The organism is Bacillus sp. WC2503, from assembly GCF_052682895.1.
This window is the reverse complement of the sequence record NZ_JBQYMD010000001.1, coordinates 1810943-1830560: the sequence shown is the minus strand read 5'-3', so window position 1 is coordinate 1830560 and position 19618 is coordinate 1810943. Positions and strand designations below refer to the sequence as shown.

Genomic DNA, 19618 nt, shown 5'->3' with positions numbered 1-19618 from the left:
TCACTTTTATTTTACTCTTGCGTAATTATATGTCAAACTTCATTGATTAGTATTTATTTTCAATCAACAATATTAAACAATGAAACAGAATCGACATTAGAATATAATTTCTTAAAGTCGACTCTGTTTCATTTAAACTATGCATTTTACTTTATGTTTCTAAATTCATATACTTCCTAATTCTAGCAAGGTCTAAAGAATATTCGATAACTAATTGCTGTAACGGTAAAATAACTGTATCGGGATATAAATGTGCATATTGTAATGTTTCTGCATATTTTTCTAATCTTTTTTCTAAATATTTTATAATTTGCTCAGGATGGCTCACTAATAAACATTGACAATAATAATGTATTTGTTCCTCAATCGCCGTATACTCTTCAATTTCATATTCTTTATGCATGTGTACACCCCTTTAAGTTTTTTACATAAATTCCTTATCACACTTTTCACTCGACTAATTTTTAAGTTTTTTTGATTATTTACACTATAACAAACTCTTCAGGTCAAATTTTGTTACTTTATGTAACGTAGAAAATTTTTAACAAAATTGTAATGTTAACTCCTGCAAAATACATAAAGCCCCTTTACTCATTCTGTACATAAAAAGTCGCCCAATTTAATTTAACTGGGCGACTACAATTTCTGGCCTATTCAAAATTCTTTGCGGAATGATACTATTGCCTAATCCTCTACTAACCACCATTGATGTATTTTGTTCTTCATATAAACCTGCTGTATATTTAGGTAAAACACCTTGATTTGGAGCAACTAATCCGCTGATAAATGGTAACCTAACTTGCCCACCATGAGCATGCCCTGAGAAAACTAAATCTATTCGCTCCTCTGCATACTCCTCAATAAATTCTGGCCTATGGGATAATAATACATTATATCTATTTGGTTGCGTTTCAATTTTCGCTTTTACAATTGCATCTTTTACAATACTTCCTTCATTAATATCTCTGTTATTAAATTCCGGATCATCAATACCTAACAAGTTTATTTCTTGTCCGCCTTTTTGTATTATTACATGTTCATTTCTCAAAACAGTAACATGGTTTTTCTTTAATTCTTTTTCTAAACTGTTATATTTTCCTGACCATTTTTCATGGTTTCCTGTTACAAAATATACCGGATACTCCTTTACAAGTTCTCGTATTACTTGCATACTAATTTCTTCATCGTACGATTTACTGTCTATTAAATCACCAGTAATAGCAATAATATCTGGATTTATGCTTTTTACTTTTTGAATTAAAATGTCTTGATTATCACCAAATTTTTTATTATGTAAATCTGAAATTTGTAGAATTTTATACCCTTTAAAAGCGGAGGGAATTTTACTAGAGGTTATTTTAACCTCAGTTATACTTATTAAATTGTTCTGTAAATATAAAAAGATACAAATACCTACTATTGTACCGATAAGTAATATGATTCTTTTAGTCTTCTTGTTCATTTTTCCTCCTAAAATCTTAATCAGAACTACAATTCTAATAAACATTCCGTGCCCTTTGAATTCAAAAAACTGAAACTTTCCAATTAATTTGAAGTATTTTTCATAGTGTTATACGTCTCTAATAAACACTTACTGCTGTTTCCAATCTCCTTCGTATTAACTTACTATAAAGTGGAGCTTTAATATCCTAGGCGTCCTGCATGAGTGTATGATATCATGCTCATTCTCTAGTGAATTTATAGCGAATCCCTGGAAGCTCTTCATCATATTATCATTTATCTTATTTAGTTAATAACGATATAATGATAATTCCTAAAGTTTTTTATAAAAAAATTGTGTATTTTTCTCGAAGTATATATGACATTTGCTTGCAAATATATTATTACCACTACGATTTTAATTTGTTTAAAGCGTATATAGAGAGAATTAAAACATTAAATTCCCTTATGAAAAGTTATTATTATATTATTTATTAGAAAATTGAAAAAATGTGTGTAGATAGATATCATTGTAAATGAATATATAATTAACTTTAATTTTCTGACATAGTTTCACATAATTCTTAAACTATTTTTTGCGTGCATTATGAAATAATATATTGCACCGTGTCAGTCTTTAAAAGATTATATATCATAACTTTAAGAGAGGAAGGAAAACTATGAAGATGAAAAGAAAAATCATGATGACAACAGCACTTGCGGCTACATTAGCTACAGGTGCACTACCAACTACATCGGTGTTTGCTGCTGAAAAAGAGGCTCCTATCCAACAAAAAGAGGCACAAGTGAGTATTCAACCATTTGCACAAAATAATTTGGAAACAGCCGTTAATGCTGCCTTAAATGGCCCAGAAGTCAAAAAAATAAAAGTATTTGAGCATGAATTTAATGTAAAAGAAATAGAAGTAGTAAATCTAGGTGCTGGAAAAAAATATGTTAAGGGACAAATTTCTCATCATTTAAGTTTTCGTCCAGATGATCAATTTTATTATGAGTTTACAGTGCAAGATGGAAAGGTAATAGATAAGCCTGTATTTAATATTGATAGAGGTGGTTGGACACCATTTGCTGCTCCACTTTTATCAATTCTTGCTGCCTATAATGGGATTCCAGTTAACCCAAATGATTTAAATGCACTTGGTCAGCAGCTTGGAAAAGTTATAGATGGAAGCTGGGAACATGCAGCCCAATCTATCGCAACTGTAGTTAGTTTAAGTTTTAATGAGTAGAACTTTTTAATTTTTATTAGCCTTGCAGAGGCCCATTTTTCGTAGGTAACCTTGTTATAAGAGATTCTGAAACAGCTATAAATAGATTTTTACCACTCAGTCACATTATCTTGATTTGTTAACCACCTTATCATTCATTATATGTCACAGAATAGAAGTCTTTTTTAAGGCTTCTGTTTTGTTTGTATACAATACGATAAAAGGTTGTTTTTTCGAGTCTATACTTCGATTCTTTAAGAATCCGTTTGGTTATTAAGTACAATTCATAACAACAAATTATTAAAGTCTCAAATAAGTTACTCCCCCTATTTTTAATTATTTTCAAACACAAAATTTCATTACTTTAAAATGAAAACAATAAATATAGTACAAAATCATCTTAATCTATTGTTTAAAGGTCAGGAGAGATAAAATGAACAAAATAAAAATAATAAATTTCTTTAAAATTAGCATCCTCACATGTTTTACACTAGCAAGTTTAAGTACACCATCTCCTATTTTAGCTGATAGTCATCCAGGTTATTCCTATGAATCCAATATAGGATATCAAAATCCATCGTGGATGTCGAAAGTAGAAAATTCAACAAAACTAAGTAAAATATCTATTCCAGGGACTCACGGTACAATGGCTTTACATGGAGCAAGTTTTCTTGATGAAAATTTGACAAGAAATCAAACTATGAGTCTACCTCAACAATTAAATTCTGGAATTCGATATGTAGATATGCGTGTTAAACGTGTAAAAGATTCTTTTGCAATGTACCATGGGATTGTAAATCAAAAAGCAATGTTTGAAGATGTATTAAAAGAGGCAATTCAATTTTTAAAAGATTATCCGACAGAAACAATTTTAATGCGCTTAAAAGAAGAAACTACTCCTGAAAGTGGATCACTATCATTTGAGGAGATATTTTTAAAATATAAAAACGTTAATGCTTCATATTTTTGGGATCCTAATTCCGTACAAACTTCTGATAGAAACAACCCTACTTTAGGAGATATCCGGGGTAAAATTGTAATCTTACAAAACTTTACATCCTCTCAATTGTACGGTATTGATTACGAAAGTTTGAATATACAAGATAAATTTGAAATTGGAAGTGGTCCAGACGAAATATATGGAAAATGGAATGCGGTAAAAAGCCATCTACAAAATGCAAATACTAACTTTAATAACGGAAAAATATATCTCAACCATTTTAGTGGTACAGGTGGTGCAGCCGCATTTTTAAATAATGTATATCCTTGGTTTGTTGCAAGCGGAAAAGAGAATAGAAATACTGATAGTAGTCCTAAGTTAATTCAAATGAATTTCACTCATGAGTGGAGTGATTTCCCTCGCGATAGAAGTGGGCAAATATATTATGGTGGAATGAATACACTTGGGACCGAACTCTTGCATCAAGGTGAAATAAAACATGTTGGTATCATCGCAGCTGATTTTCCTGGACCAGGTTTAATTGATAGTATCATTAAATTAAATGGTATACATTCAAATGAAAAAGAACTATTAATTTCGCAAATTTCATCCGAATCTAGTCCTTTATCCGGACAACAAAATCGATCCAGTCAAAACTTTAGAATTGATAATTTACCTGTAGGTACTAAGGAATTAAAATGGATTATTGAGCCTTCAGAAAAAGATCATCCTTCTACTATTTCTTTCAATGTAATGATTGATGTTTCCCTAGGTACAGATTCTACTCGTTGGAAAAATATTTCACATGGATCTAGGACTGAAGCTTACACAAATACTAAATATTATATTGCAAGTCCAATTGGTGCCACTAACAAATTTACAGTGAAAATATACGCTATTACAAATTAGAAAATAAAGAATCCCAACTGAATTCCTTTTTGATGGAATACCATTGGGATTCTTTTTTGATTTCATTTCGTAAACATTAAGTGATTAAATTTATTCACATATCATTTAAACCATTAGATAATCCATACTTAAAACGACCCTTACTTTTCAAAAAGAAGTGCAAAAATGTTAACTACCTTTTCCCGCTTATCATTTATTCATAACTGGCTTCCAAAGCGATAGGGCAAAAATCCAATTTGAGTCGCCATTTCCTTGATGATCTTGAACCGCTTCATATACTTTTCCCTCATATACTACTCTATCACCTTTAGTATATGCTTTTCTTGCATCCCATTTTTCATATGTGGAATCCTCTGACTTTGTAGTTACATTCAAAACATCACTTCTACTAGATTCATTTCCAGCTAAATCAACCGCCGTCACTACATATTTGTACGATGTATTAGCCTTCAAATTTTTATCCATAAAGGATGTATTATCCGCTGTCCCAATTTTATTCATAACCCCAGCGCTTTCTCTATATACAATATAATGGTCAACACCTACATTATCTTCAGATGGACTCCACATCAAATCAACAGTTGTCGCTGTTGTACCCATACTATGTAATCCTTTCGGTTGAGTCGGAGCCTCTATATCTGGAGTTTCATTTGTTGTCTTAACTTTTAGTTTTTCACTTTCTTTTGATATGTTTCCAGCAGTGTCTAATGCCTTTATTGTATAGGTATATTCCGTATCTGCTTTTAGTTTTTTATCAATAAAAGTTGTACCTGGTACCGTATCAATTACTTCTCCATTGCGTAACACTTGATATTCTTTTACACCTATATTATCAGTAGAGGCCTTCCATGTTATTTCAACACTATTGGCAGCAACTTTAGACGCATTTAATCCAGTTGGTTGACTTGGAGCTACTGTATCAGGAGTTTCATTATTTACTAAATTTACATCAATTACATTATAAAACGCATTTGACGTATCTGCTACATCCCATACAGCTAAAATAACATGATAACCATTACGATCAGTTGGTACATTAATTGTATGTGTTAAATTATTTGATGCGGCCGAGCCGTCATGTTTCACAGTTCCAATTGGTTCTAATTCAGCACGTGTTAATGGTTTATTAGGATCCCATCCCTTTTTTGTAATGTAATAATGCCATTTGCTTGTAGAATGTGCCGCTGTATATTTCCATGTAAATGTATTTGCTCCACCCTTAATTGTGTTTTTGAACCAGCGACTTGATGTTTGTTGGTCAAGAGTTCCTCCAAACAATCCTCCTGCCGAAGCAATTTTTCCATCAATCGGTCCACCATCTGGGAATCCTTTAGGTGCTTCTAGACTTTGAGGTTCGTACATTACATTTCCACAATTTAAGTTTAATGCCCCATAATTCTGACTACATAAAGCAGCACGACTACTTGGCTTTTCAACAAACCCATGTGCATACGCACTTTGAGGAACCATTGTAATTGCCGTCACCCCTGCAGCCAGAACAAAAGCACCAATTCCTTTTTTACTTTTTCTTAATCTTTCTAATTTAGATATTAATTTCAAATTCATTATTGTCCCCCCAATATATTGTTTACGCTAATATAATAGCAATATAGGGATAAACGAACAAATCGCTAATTAATATATTAATATCTCTCATAAATTGGTACATTTATTAATATTTTTAATCTCTTATAAAAATAAAGTAAATACAATAACTCTATTTTGTAACATTATGTATTAAAAGAAGAATAAAAACTTCGTTTAATTTCACAAAAAATTCAAATATTATTTTAGAGAATTATCTCATGTAGGAAAAATTTAACTTTTTATGTTACCAAAAAGTAAAAAAAGTCTGGAAGACACCGATTATATCAGTTTCTTCCAGACTTCACACTTCTGTTATACAACATACAAATACGACATTTCCAATGTTAAGTTGACACATAGTTTCTGAACCTTAAAAAACACCATAAATAATATGGTTTGATTTATATGGTTAATGCGCATAGATCGTTTAATCTTAGACATATCCCCCTACTAATTCAAACTAAACCTTAACTATCCATAAAATAACTTAAAATATTCATCTTAACATAATTTCTTGTAATACATTTATAGACATTTCCTATCAAATACCACTAATTTATTATATTATTTTTATCTAATAAGGTACAGAAACAAAGGATAAACTTCAGTGTGCTTGAAATATAAAAATAAACGTTTTTAGGGTGAAACGTTTAAAGGGTACTTTAGTACTGAGTTTTTATTAAATGTTCCTGTACCTAATATTTAAATTAACGTATGTCAAAATATTTTACAATACAAGTGTTAAACGTTACATCTTTCTATATAAAATGATACATTTCATCAACACGTCTCTCCTAATCCATATGCTAAATATAGAAAATTCAGCTCGTTAGGATTTAATTTTAGAATTCTCATAATAGCAAATAATAGATCAGGCACATAATTGTCACAAATTAATAGTTTATCTACTTATTGATTACCTTTGAAAAACTTTATTACCACTTCAATCTTTACTCCTAAACTAAAGTGCATCTATACCAACAATTACTTAAAACTCTTTTAAATAATCTTTCAAAAGAGTCGATAGTTTTATATTTTTTATTTTTTTATTGTACATTTGTACATTTGATGTTAGGATTATGCCTATTAAAATTGAATCCTAATGATTCTTCTTTATAATTTCCATATTTTAATTGTTAAATAAAATTATAGATTCTGAAATATATTCAAAATCAGAACGGAAATGTCATTATTTTATAATAATGTCGTGCAATACCTTTAGAATGGACAGATGTATGCAACAACGTGTTAAGGGGTTACAGGGGGAACAAAAATGAGAGACTTTTTTGATGATAAGTATAAGAATATTGAATTAAAAAGGAGGTTAATACATTTAATAAGTGAAATTAGCGAATTGAAAGGAAAATTAGCTGCTTATCAGGAACAAAACCCTGACATATTTAATAGTTTAGAAAAAACTATACCACTACATTACATAAAAAATTTCACTACTATTTATGAGGATATAAAAGTTCCTAATAAAAGATTAAAAGAACTTATTTTAGATGATATAGTACCTCAAAATATTTCGGAAGATGCTATTTTTTGTTATTATCAAACACTTTCTTTTGTACATAAAAATTCCTGTACTTTATTAATCAATCCAGCAACTATACAGGAATTGCATTTTCAACTTATACATTACATTACCTCGGACAGTGCCAAATGGCGTGAAAAACCTTTTATTATTCCAGGAATTCCAGAACATGGAATGCACTTGAATAGTTACCGCATTCTTCCGCATGAACTTATTCCACAGTTTATGGAGCAATTATGTGATCAATACAACTCATTAAATACTAGTAAGGGGCTCCATTCGCTTTTATTGATAGCTCGTTTTATATTAAATTTTTATTGCATAGTCCCTTTCAATCAAGGTAATGGTAGGCTGGCATTTATGTTAATGCAATTGCTGTTAATTAAGAGTGGACATACATTTGTAAAATATGTATGTTTGGATAAATATATTAAGAAAAACGAATCTGAATATTACAATTCGATTTATAAATCTTCTGTGAATTGGTATTGCGAGGAACATAATAGTAGCTTTTGGTTAAAAACGTTTTTAACTATTATTTTAGAGGCTTACAAAGATCTTCATAACACAGTTCTAGATTCTATATGTAAACACACTAAAGTTGAGAGAATTCAGGGTTATATACTTAAACAAAAACAACCCTTTACTAAGGAGAGTATTCGTAACACATATCCAGACATTGCAGAGAGTACAATCAGTAAAGCTTTAAATTCATTGCAATTATTTGGCCATATTAAGCTGGTTACAAAAGGAAGAAACGCAAAATGGATTAAAGTTTAAAACACTTGGGTTCCAAAAATAAAAATTATAACTTTATCACAGAATTTCATTTTAATTTTAGGCTATTATTACTACTTTAGTTATTTCTAATTCTAACAATACATTTTATAGGAAAAGGTACGTTTCCCTATGCCTTTTCCTATAAAAATATTATATAAGTAAAGAATAATTGTCGAAAAAAGTCGTATTTTACTATTTTTTCTTTATTTTCTGGTTGTAAACGTTTCAATTTCATGTTAACATCTTAATCAAACAATAGATGGTAATAAAAATGATAGTATTTCTTTCCCTTAGAAACATATAAACGTACGGTACTTTCAAGAAAATAAGGCCAAAGAAATATTTGATACTTACCAAAATAACCAATAAGAATTTTGTTGCGCTGATTTTTCTGATAATTAAGAAAACACATTTTGTCCCTAAACAAAATTTATTAGCACGCAAAATTCAAATACACTAGAACACCCAAATAAATGAAATGTCCTTTTTTATTGAGCATTGAGGTATGAAAAAAGAATTCTTCCTACAAAATTCAGCTGAGTAGCATAAAAACATCTAAATTACTTCCTTTAACGCCATCTATTGTTGACAATATATTTACCAACTATAAAAAAGAACCTATCGAAGGTTCTTTTTTATTATAATGATTCAAATTTCAATTCTATCTTGATACTTAGATTTCCACACAGATTACATCTACTTTTTGGCTCTCAATTATTGCATTTATAATATTGCACATCAAATTTAGTTATTCTTGTTCCCAATCAGTTTAAATTAGTGAATAAAATTCAATCATATAAAAATAATAAATACAACTAATCGTTATATATTAAAGAGGTGTCAATTTTGTCCTTAAATGAAGAGACCTTAGAAACGAAGACAGATAAAACCATTGAAAAGATCCAAACGAGTAACTTACAAAGACTTAAAGATACACTAAATAACATCTTTGATATTAGTGCAGATTTGATTGAACATCCTTTGCAATTAAAAACAAAAACGAATATTTTATTATATTATTTTGAAGGCCTTACAGATGGTGTCGCATTAAAAAGCAATGTTGTTACACCATTATTACAAGAAGTAAAGGAAGACAGTCAAATATTTAATTCTAATATTATTGCTACTCATACCAAAATAGTATATACATGGAATGAAATTAAAGAAGGATTACTTGAGGGTCAATGTGTACTGTTTATGGAGGGAGAAAAGCGGTCACTTCTAATAAATACAAAAGGCTGGGCAGAGAGATCCATTCAAGAACCGATTTCAGAAGTTACTATTAAAGGCTCACATGATGGTTTTATTGAGAATGCCACAAAAAATATAGGCCTAATTCGTCGATATATTCCTTCTACAGAGTTAAAAATCAAAAAGCTGACGATTGGAGAACGAGCCACTTCTTTAGTCTATTTAATTTACTTAGGTGATGTAGCAAGCGTAGACGTAGTCCAAGAAATAGAAACTAGAATCTGTAATATTAAAACGGATGCGGTATTGAGCATTGGAGAACTATCTAATTATACAAAAGATCAAAATTGGACTCCTTTTCCACAGGCCTATTTAAGCGAACGCCCAGACGCGATTTCAAATCATATCCTTGATGGAAAAGTAGCAGTCTTAATGGATAGATCCCCTGGTGCAATGATTGTTCCAATGAATTTAATTGCATTTTTTCAAACCCCCGATGATTATAATATTCATTGGCTCATTGCATCGTTTTTTCGTTTATTACGATTTGCTGGTTTTATTATAGCGATTTTTTTACCCGCAATTTATATTGCTATCGTCTCTTTTCACTTTGAAATCATTCCTTTAGATTTATACACTTCTATTGCAACGTCAAGAGTCAAAGTCCCTTTTTCTCCCCTGCTGGAAGCATTTATAATGGAAATTACACTTGAAATGCTACGTGAAGCTGGTATTCGCTTACCACAACCAATTGGACAAACTATTGGGATCGTTGGAGGAATTGTAATTGGGCAGGCGGCTGTTCAAGCTGGTCTTGTGAGTAACGTTATGGTTATTATCGTATCTATTACAGCCATTGCATCATTTATTGTTTCTAATTACGATTTATCAAGTTCTATACGCCTTATTCGTTTTCCAATGATGTTATTGGCATACTTTTATGGCATTGTAGGCATTGTTAGTGGATTAATGCTCTTATTTGCTCATTTTGTTTCACTAACTTCCTATGGTTCACCATACGGATTGCCAATAGCACCATTTCGTCTCCAAGAGTTAAAAGATTCATTTGTAAGATTTCCTATTTCTATGATCACCACCCGCTCGAGTACTGGACAGCCGAAACAAAAAAAGAAAAAAGAAGGTGGTTCGCATGGGGAATCTTAAATTCCAAAACATAACTTTATTTGAATTTATTGTTTTCATTCATTCACTGCAACTAGCCTCAGGTATGTTAATTATGCCGAGCCCACTTGCTACTACCGCTGGCACAGATGCCTGGATTTCTATCATTCTGGGTTGGATAACTACTTCTATAATTGGCGTATTTATTATATTAATGTTACAAAAAAATCCTAACAAAAATTTCTCACAGATTTTAAAAACATACTTTGGTAAATGGCTAGGGACAATTTTTTTTCTTTTATATGCTTTTTATCTATTCTTTGCTGGCTTTAATACTTTATTAAAGGCAACTGATATTGTAAAAGTGTGGATATTCCCTTCCACTCCTGCTTATCAAATCACCATATTATTACTATTGCCTTTTATTATTTTAGCCCTAAGTGGGTTAAGGGCCCTTACTAGTTATTCTATGCTTGTTTTCTTCTTCACTACTTGGATGCCACTATTTCTTCTTTTTTCATTAAAGAGTATGTATGCTCCTTTACATCTACTACCTATTTTTAAAGATGGCTTATACCCTATTGTAAAGGCAACAAAAGAAACCATTACCCCTTATGCCGGCTTAGAAATTGCATATTATATATATCCGTTCTTACAAAAAAAACAACAAGCTATAAAGGGACTACTAATAGCGAATACTGGAACCATGTTTTTCTATCTCTATGTGACTATTCTTTCTTATATATACTTTAGTCCTGAGGGGATAAAAGACGTAATTTGGCCAGTATTTCATCTGTTAAAAGGAGTTCGTTTTTCTTTCATAGAACGATTAGAAATTATATATATCGCTTACTATTTAATTGTATTTTCCACTACAATATATCCATATTTATTTTTCAGTTTTGAGTCTGTGACCATTTCACTTCAAAAAAACGCTCGCAATTGGGCGTTGGTTGGTTTTATGGTATTAATAGTCGGCTTATTTATTTTTCTAAATCCAAATGTGGATCAATATTTATTTATATATTCTCTTATGGATATCTTAAATATCATTTTCTTTATTCTATTACCAATCTTATTTTTCGCTTACAGCATTCTTTTTGCTTGGGTTACTAGGAGGAAACAACTTTGATTCGAAAATGGATATGTATTGTAATTTGTTGTGTATATTTGATTGGTTGTAGTCAGAGAATTCCTCTTGAGAAGGTTTCATTAATCCTATTAATTGGCTTGGATAGAACCCCTAATGGAGACATAAAAGTTGGCACAAGCATCCCACTCTTTCATCATAAACAGCAACAAAGTACTATAGAGCATTGGACACAGGCATCCACTGTATATAATGGATTCAGTAAGATAGATACGAAGTTAACGGGCTATATGACAGCCTCAAAAGCTGAAATTATTTTAATTGGGAAAAAATTGGCGCAAGAATCAAATTGGTTACAGGAACTTGATTCTTCTTACCGTGATCCTTACGCTACCATTAATGCTAAAGTAGTACTTGTAGATGGACCTACAGAAGAAATTTTTAAAGTTCATAAGCCTAGTAAACCATCACTTCCATCTTATATAAATGGTGTAATTGAATCTTCAATTCAAAATAATCAATCCGTCTCTTCTACAATTCAACAATTAATGAGAGAACGAAATGAAGAAGGAATGACACAAACTGTTCCGATTATCAAGAAAACAAAGAATGAAATCGACACAGTAGGCATTGCATTTTTAAATCGACAAGGAAAATATTTAACTCACATCCCTAAAAAAGACGTTAAATTTTTCAATCTTATAAATAAGTCGAAAAATAGCGGCCGAATGATACTACACCTTGTGCTTCCTCCTAAAAAATCCAACAAAAAACCAAACACTTCTATCTTGGTACAAAATGCGACAAGGAAGGTGGATGTTAATTTTCAAAACGGAAAGTTTGTATTTAATCTCCATATAAATGCTAATGTAGCTTTAATAGAAAAAACCAATGTGAATTTAATTAAGGAGCATTATGATAATAAAAAAAATATAAATAATTTAGAAAGTGCTATTCAAAAAGAAATTAATAAGAATTTACAAAATATGTTGAATGAAATACAGCAGAATAAAATTGATCCAATCGGATTATCCCTATATGCTAGAGCTTTTCAATATAAAGAGTGGAAAAAACGAAAAGGAGATTGGTTGCAAGCATTAGCAGAGGCTAAAATAAATGTAAAGACACACGTCAAAATAAAAGATACTGGGACCATTAGAAATTAGACTAGCCTATTCAAGTACAAGTTTCTAATTTAAGGAACTGAAGAACTTTTAACTCTAGTGCAGTATATATGCCAGATTCCATTCCAATTGTAACTCCATGACATAATATCAAAGCCGAAATTCCTAAATTAAGGAATTTCAGCTTTTCGAGTTCGTACGAACATCTTAGTTTTTCTTTTATGTACCTTGATATAATAGATACACATCAACATATTTGTGCATAATGTTTTCGTTTAATGTGGCTTTAATAAATCATTGTTAGTTTAAATATCCTATCCTGTTATCAATTAAATTTTATTACTTTTCCCCTGAGATTATTTCAAATTTCTTGCTTTTCTATATCAATAACTAATTATTATCAGATATCATATCCATAAAAAGTTACAAAAAATAATAATCAATTATTAAAAAACAAAAAGTACTGCCCTTATGCCTTACTGTTGTCCCCCTTATTACGTATCAGATTTCTATCTAAATGTGGGTTTCATCTTTTTCAATAATTAACTATGTATAAAATATTTAACTTTGTTAATACCCTTAATGGATATCTTGCTTTTTAAAGTTTCCTCCTTTTACTTCCGCAACATCATATACAGTGACAAAGGCATTTTCATCAATTTCATAAATAAGTTCCTTCATTTACCTTATTATTCTGTTTCTTTTTTCTCAAATTTATAGCTCCTAGACATTGCTCTATTCTCCAACATATTTTTTAGCTATTTTTCCTCTTATAAATTCAGTTTCCCCTATGTATTTATCCAAACTTACCTAGTTTTATATTTATCTAAACCAACTATCCGTTTAATTCCCTTTTGGTTTATAACAAACAGCTTTAAACTTTAGCATTTTATTTGTACTACTTCGTTTTTTTGGAAATAATCCTCCAATTAATAACAACATCATCCATGCCAGTATAAGCATTATATTTATTCTATTGCTTACACTTAAACTTAAAGTGCTCCAAAAGCCAAATAGCCGTTCATAATGAACGACTATTTGGCTTCTTACTAATAATTTAAATGTTCTTCATGTTAATCTATTTTGTTTAATCCCGTTGAAGTAACTTGATAGGTTCTTTTTTTGCCTATATATTCTTGTTTATTATTCTCAAGGTTAATAAGTGTAGCGCGTGTCTTTTCCTTTACTGCTTCCCCTTCTATATGGGTAAACTCAATGTAATCTCCCACTTTTACGGGCACGGTTTGGCTTTCGGCAGTTTGTTGTCTATTTCCCACTATTTCCTTATTGTACACAATACTACCGGATGAATTTTGTACTTTAATACTTGCATACGTATTATTAAAGTAAGAATGTGGTACGCCTGCTTCTAACTTCACCTGCATTTTCTCAGTTGCCCTATTATAATCTACTTTTGCGATTTCTCTATCACTATATCCTTTTAAAGACCAACCAAATTGATTTCCGTCTAAAACCGTTGTTTCTGGCATTTTTTCTACTTTCTTCATGCCTTCTTTTGTAACTTCGTACATAACTTTTTTTCCAAAGCTTTCTTGTTTACTGTTGTCTACATTTGTGAAAGTAGCTCTATGCACACCTTCTAAATGTGTTAACTCAATATAATCTCCTACTTTGACTGGAACTTTTTGCGATTCAGCATTTTGTTGTTTGTTTCCATAAATGTCTTTCTTGTATACTACTTTTCCTGTTGCATTTTGTACTTTAATACTCGCATATGTTTCATTAAAATAATGATGCGGTATGCCTGCTTTTAAGTCAACTTGCATTTCTTCTGTCGACTTATTAAAATTGATTTTAGCAAACTCGAAATCACTAATTCCTTTTAGTGACCATGCAAATTGATTTCCATCTAAAATTGTTACTTCTGGCATTTTTTCTACTTTTTTCAAGCCCTCTTTTGTAACTTCATACATTGCTTTTTTTCCAAAGCTCTCTTGTTTACTATTATCTACATTTATGAGAGTAGCTCTATGCAAACCTTCTAGATGTGTTAACTCAATATAATCTCCTATTTTGACTGGGACTTTTTGCGATTCAGCACTTTGTTGTTTGTTTCCATAAATGTCTTTCTTGTATACTACTTTCCCTGATGCATTTTGTACTTTAATACTCGCATATGTTTCATTAAAATAATGATGTGGTACGCCTGTTTTTAAGTCAACTTGCATTTCTTCTGTCGACTTATTGAAATTGATTTTAGCAAACTCGAAATCACTAATTCCTTTTAGTGACCATGCAAACTGTTTTCCTTCTAAAATATTAATTCCATTAGGCATATCTGGTTTAATTGGATTAGAATCCGTACCCTTCCAAATTTCTGCTGTTAAAACTGGATATCCTAATGCAGTCACTTTTTGAATGGTATCGTTATTTGGACGTAATCCCCACTTCTCAAAGAAAGGAATCAAATTTTGTTTAGCTACTTTTGATGCTGAAATCATAAATAATTGTTTTTTAGTTTCATCAGTTTGTGGAAGTTCATTTGAAGGCATGTCTCTATACAATTGATGCAATTTAGGATAGAAATCCTCTCCATATGCTAACTGTAGTTGCCAAAGCATAACAAGCTTAACAAAAGCATCACTAATTTCATCATAATTTTTATTAGATTGTTCTAAGTATTGAAATGCCTTAGTATAAGCACCCTCTTGTTGTAATCTAAAAGGTTGATTAGATGTAAATGCTTTTTCTACAGAAAGGCTGTAAATATTATTTTGTACTTCTGTCATATTATAAAACTTCCAAGGTGATTGCTGTCTCAAGTGCCCTGCCTCATGCCATGGACCCCAACCATCTTTTATAAATTTATTAATATCTAACACGTATTGGATTGCGTCTCCTACATATGCGGTTCGATAAGAAGTTGCATACATATAATAATCAGGAGAATGATTTTCTTCTACGTAATGAATATAATGTTTATCTACTTGTTCTTCAGATAATCCAGCCACTTTGTCTTGAATTCGAGTAGCTTCATCCATCTTTTTTAAGAGTTGTACAGGATCTGTATTAGAACCTAACAAATATTTCTTAACACGTGCCGGGCTGGCCGTAATTAATACACGTTCTCCTTTTAACTCCACTGCATGTGCATTTGGATATTGGTCCAGCATGTTTATTAAATCTTGTTTCGTATGCTTGCCTAGTTCAAAGAAAGGAGTAGTCGTTCCACCTGTTGTGACTGTTGTTCGAATAGTGCCACCTTGTTGTTTATTATAAAAATAAATCATCCCCCCATTTGGAGATTGGATTGTGTTTGTACCAGGTTTTAATGTAAATGATTTTATTTTAGAATCTTCTCTCCAAGAAGCATCATACGAATACGTTCCAATGTATGCTTGAATATTTTGATTTCCTTCTACATTTATCGTTATTTGTTCATTTGGCTTTGCATATAAACCAGTTGGTTCATATGGGCTAAATGCCATACTTTTTCTTTCCTGTTGTTTTAGTGCCTCAACATCCCCTTTTCCTGGGACTATATATGTTCTATTTTCTAATTTAACTGATTTTTCTTCTTGCAGTGATGTTGATATTTTTTTTTGCTGCTGCCTTTCCTCTGCAAAGACATCCGATGAAGAAATCATTCCAGTCGCAAGCATAGTTACTGTAGCAGTAGCTGCAAGTATTTTTCTAGTTTTATATTTTGAATTATTCCTCATATTATCTCCCTCATTTTTCCTTAGTGCATGTAAGGATTATTATTTTATTTATTATTTTTTTACACCAAAAATTATTTACGCTATTTATGTTGTATCTAATACTCTATTTTTTCTCATACTAATCTCCTTTTCTTTATTTCTAATTGTTTATAAATGTTATTTGATGACACATAAAATAACAACTTTGCGATAAACTCATCAATAACAACCTATTATGTTTTGATTCAGTATTGTTAACTTCCATCTAATTGTATAAAAGTATTCAATTAGTAAAATAAGAATATAAAGCTTACTAATCATAGATTATTATTTATGGAAAAATTCATAAAAATCATTTACCTTAAAAGTTTAAACTTGTATAACTACTTTTTACATATAGGATAGAGTTATACATATATTTATTTACTCTTAATGTAAGAGCCTTCACTACACTAAGAAATATTTCAATAAAAATAGAAGACAGAGGCCCAATTACACCTCTGTCTTTTCAATTTATAAAGAACAAAAAATCATTTTATGACTGTATAAATGCCATTGAAACAAAAACCGTATTCCCCTATTTTTTTGAAAAAACAGGATCCATTTTTAATGTTTTTATACCTTCTTTTAATGTAAACGCATCTGCTTTTAATGTTTTCCAACTGTCTTTCGCTGCATTCAGATTTGGTTTTAAGAATTTAAATTTATTTTGATCTGCTTTTTGGGACGCTTTGTCAATATGACTAAGCACTCCTGAATATTGAGAATCTAAATCATGCCATTGTGCAGACATATAGGTAAGAGCATTAATAGCGGATCCAATTGCATCGTGCATTTCATTAATATTATTATACGCAACACCAACTACGCGGTTTAACGTTACTTTATAGTCTATAGTCTGACGTAATTGTGCTAACAACGGCTCTAACGTACCTAAATTATCTCTTGCTACCCCTATCATAATACCGCCAGCGATCCATGTAGGGATTGAAGGAACTGATACAGTTATTATTCCATCTGATTCTACTTGTTTAAAATGTCTTACTTGCTCTAAAACATCATTTAGGCGTTTTTCATCTTCATCTATTCCAGATGCTTGGTTTTTTAAAATCGATTGCAAGATATATTTATGACCTCCAAATGCTCGAACATCTTCTCCAATACTATCTCTTAACTTAGCTAGTTCTTGTATTAAATTCTGTGTATATGCTTGATTTTGTTTAATCTCACCTTGTAAATCTGTAATGCCTTCTTTTAATGTATCTGCATCTCCTTCATTAATCGCTTCTACTAATGTATCGTAATAATTGTCGAATTTAGTATCATACTCTACAATCCCCGTCAGTGTATCTAAAAGTTGTTTTTTTATGTGTGAATCCCATTTTGAAGCATGCTCTCTAGCATTCTTTTGATCTTGTAGAATTTGTCTAGGTAGATTTGTATATCCTTTAATATCAATTCCTTCAAAGTTAACATCTGGATTATTAATTAACAAATAAGAGTAATCATTCATGGATTTTGCAAATATCCCAGCATCTTGCAAAGCCTTTTTCATCTTTTCGCTGTTTACAGAAAGAGATATATCTTCAGCACTCGTTTGTTCTATTTTACTTTCACTTGCAAAAGCTGCTACTGGAGAAACTACAGTAGTTGTTGTCAGAGTTAAAAACGTCGATACAGCAAGTAGTTTATATGGAAAATTATTATTCACTTTAATTCCTCCTATACATATATATTTTTAGTTTGTTTTTTCTTGTTTAAATGCAATGTCTTTTGAAATGAATTCTGCATCCTTATGAATATCATTCCAACTTTGTTTTGCAGCCTTTAAATCGTCAGGTATTAACGAAAGTTTATGTTCTTGCATTTGATCGATATTATCATATAAATCTTTATAATTTGCTCCCATTGTATTCCATTGTTGCTGAATACTTGTTAGAGACATAATTGCTTGATCAACTGTTTGATACAAATATGTTAAAGTGTCTTTTGTATTAGTAAGTGAAATAACTGCTCGGTTAGCTAGATCCGCTTTCATACTTAATTCTCCAATTTTATTCGAAATTTCATTATAGGAGTTCATATGATTCGATGCCTCAACACCAGCTGCTGTTCCTAAACCAATACCAGCTGCCCCTAGAGCTGCTAGACCACCAACAACAGCTGGTGTCGCTGTGCCACCAGTCACAACAATTACTACCGCTCCTGCAATCGTTCCAATAACTAAAATAGCTGCTCCTAATCCACCACCAATTGACCAGGCTAATACATTATCAAAATGTGCTTTCTGCGTAGAACGTAAATTCTCAATTTCGGCCTGAAGTTGTGGGACTAACGCTTGTTTTCCCGCTAATATAGCCGTTAATCCCCCCTGTCCATCTGGACCTCCAACATTATTTTTAAAATCTACAGTATTTGTATACAACTTTGTTTTAAAAGCTTCTAACATCTTAATAACTTCCGTAACTTCATTTGAATTTGTATGAATTGTACCGATTAAATCCCCTATTCCTTCTTTGAGGCCTGCCTTATCTTTCTTTTTTACAGTATCTACTAGTGTGTCGTAATAATTTTGAAATTGTTCATCATAATTTACAATATTACGTGCTGTCTTTTGAATGTTTGGCTTCGCTGTATCTAACCAGTAATTTGCATTGATTCGTGACAGTTCCTGATTCAGGTGAATGTTTTTGATTAATTCTCCCCCTCCTGAACCTAATTCAATGTTGGATAAATTTACATTCGATTGCTTAATCATTGTTTTTGCGTACAAATCCATTACAAGAATATGAGAGCCTGTTTCAGCCAACACTTTCTTTAACCCTTCAGGTCCTAACGCATAATTTTCTATTTTCTGTTCTTGTGCTGTCTGTTCTTGTGCAAGTGCATGAATAGTACTACCATTCGTAGCAGTTATAACCGTTGCTAACGTGGCCAAAGTTATGAGCTTAAATGGAAATTTCATTATTTGATTCTCCTCCTTATTTTCAGTTGCATTATAATTTTT

At 31.1% G+C, this 19618-nt stretch carries 12 protein-coding genes and 1 pseudogene; 6 read left to right on the top strand and 7 right to left on the bottom strand.

What is annotated here, in order from left to right:
• Window positions 1-151: 151 nt before the first annotated feature.
• The gene (locus ACUN26_RS09325; protein WP_000548627.1) at window positions 152-403 is read right to left on the bottom strand and encodes a hypothetical protein; all 252 of its coding nucleotides are present in this window, start codon (window positions 401-403) and stop codon (window positions 152-154) included.
• Window positions 404-619: 216 nt separating this feature from the next.
• The gene (locus tag ACUN26_RS09320) at window positions 620-1462 is read right to left on the bottom strand and encodes a metallophosphoesterase (protein WP_001036669.1); all 843 of its coding nucleotides are present in this window, start codon (window positions 1460-1462) and stop codon (window positions 620-622) included.
• Between the two features lie 658 nt (window positions 1463-2120).
• Here ACUN26_RS09320 and ACUN26_RS09315 point away from each other — a divergent pair.
• On the top strand, window positions 2121-2690 hold the full coding sequence (locus ACUN26_RS09315; protein WP_000782800.1) for a hypothetical protein: 570 nt from the start codon (window positions 2121-2123) through the stop codon (window positions 2688-2690).
• Between the two features lie 412 nt (window positions 2691-3102).
• A complete protein-coding gene (locus ACUN26_RS09310; RefSeq protein WP_001033559.1) occupies window positions 3103-4518 on the top strand; it encodes a phosphatidylinositol-specific phospholipase C in 1416 nt (471 codons plus the stop codon).
• A gap of 189 nt (window positions 4519-4707) precedes the next feature.
• Here ACUN26_RS09310 and ACUN26_RS09305 read toward each other — a convergent pair whose 3' ends face one another.
• Window positions 4708-6084 carry a lytic polysaccharide monooxygenase gene (locus ACUN26_RS09305; protein WP_001049730.1) on the bottom strand — a complete coding sequence of 459 codons (1377 nt, stop codon included), beginning with the start codon at window positions 6082-6084 and terminating at the stop codon, window positions 4708-4710.
• A gap of 1294 nt (window positions 6085-7378) precedes the next feature.
• On the opposite strand from ACUN26_RS09305, the gene ACUN26_RS09300 reads away from it, so the two are divergent.
• The 4 genes from ACUN26_RS09300 to ACUN26_RS09285 all read left to right on the top strand — a co-directional run bounded on the left by ACUN26_RS09300 (window position 7379) and on the right by ACUN26_RS09285 (window position 12991).
• A complete protein-coding gene (locus ACUN26_RS09300; protein WP_001204202.1) occupies window positions 7379-8422 on the top strand; it encodes a Fic family protein in 1044 nt (347 codons plus the stop codon).
• A gap of 846 nt (window positions 8423-9268) precedes the next feature.
• Window positions 9269-10777 (top strand): spore germination protein, encoded by a 1509-nt coding sequence (locus ACUN26_RS09295; protein WP_000055710.1) that lies wholly within the window; start codon window positions 9269-9271, stop codon window positions 10775-10777.
• Window positions 10764-11867 carry a GerAB/ArcD/ProY family transporter gene (locus tag ACUN26_RS09290; protein ID WP_000527373.1) on the top strand — a complete coding sequence of 368 codons (1104 nt, stop codon included), beginning with the start codon at window positions 10764-10766 and terminating at the stop codon, window positions 11865-11867. Before ACUN26_RS09295 ends, ACUN26_RS09290 begins: the two co-directional genes overlap by 14 nt.
• Window positions 11864-12991 (top strand): Ger(x)C family spore germination protein, encoded by a 1128-nt coding sequence (locus ACUN26_RS09285; protein WP_000619970.1) that lies wholly within the window; start codon window positions 11864-11866, stop codon window positions 12989-12991. Before ACUN26_RS09290 ends, ACUN26_RS09285 begins: the two co-directional genes overlap by 4 nt.
• A 537-nt stretch (window positions 12992-13528) precedes the next feature.
• Here ACUN26_RS09285 and ACUN26_RS09280 read toward each other — a convergent pair.
• The 4 genes and pseudogenes from ACUN26_RS09280 to hblD form a co-directional block, all read right to left on the bottom strand.
• Window positions 13529-13630 (bottom strand): annotated as a pseudogene (locus ACUN26_RS09280) (DUF2179 domain-containing protein); the annotation flags it as partial.
• Window positions 13631-14022: 392 nt separating this feature from the next.
• Window positions 14023-16632, bottom strand: a complete 2610-nt coding sequence (locus ACUN26_RS09275; RefSeq protein WP_001245633.1) for a putative mucin/carbohydrate-binding domain-containing protein — start codon at window positions 16630-16632, stop codon at window positions 14023-14025.
• A 556-nt stretch (window positions 16633-17188) separates the two neighbouring features.
• Window positions 17189-18322: a hemolysin BL binding component B gene (gene hblA / locus ACUN26_RS09270; protein ID WP_001063464.1), complete on the bottom strand. Its 1134-nt coding sequence runs from the start codon at window positions 18320-18322 to the stop codon at window positions 17189-17191.
• A 27-nt stretch (window positions 18323-18349) separates the two neighbouring features.
• Window positions 18350-19579: a hemolysin BL lytic component L1 gene (gene hblD / locus ACUN26_RS09265; RefSeq protein WP_079995204.1), complete on the bottom strand. Its 1230-nt coding sequence runs from the start codon at window positions 19577-19579 to the stop codon at window positions 18350-18352.
• Window positions 19580-19618: the final 39 nt, after the last annotated feature.